This window comes from Bacillus sp. SIMBA_005 (genome assembly GCF_046535585.1).
GTDB lineage: Bacteria > Bacillota > Bacilli > Bacillales > Bacillaceae > Bacillus > Bacillus pumilus.
The window spans coordinates 1-238 of the sequence record NZ_JAWRWI010001121.1 but is presented as its reverse complement, the minus strand read 5'-3'; the positions used below and the strand labels follow the sequence as shown (position 1 = coordinate 238).

At 73.5% G+C, this 238-nt stretch carries 1 protein-coding gene; it reads left to right on the top strand.

Going from position 1 to position 238, the window contains the following annotated elements:
• Nucleotides 1-26: 26 nt before the first annotated feature.
• Nucleotides 27-238 (top strand): SDR family NAD(P)-dependent oxidoreductase (locus SB660_RS23615; protein WP_410585024.1); only part of this gene is annotated, 212 nt, incomplete at its 3' end.

Sequence of the window (238 nt, the reverse complement as noted above, 5' to 3'; positions counted from 1 at the left end):
ACCTCGGATTCACAGCAGGAGACGCGGTGCTCATCACCGGTGCCGGGAGCGGGATCGGGCGGGCCACCGCCGTGCATGCGGCAGAGCTCGGTCTCGCCGTCAGCCTCTGGGACCTGAACCCGGCGGGGCTCGAGGAGACGGCCGCGCAGGTGCGCTCGACAGCCCCCGCTGTGCACACCTGGGTGGCGGACGTGTCGGACGACGCGGCCGTGGATGCCGGCTTCGCCGACGCCGAGCG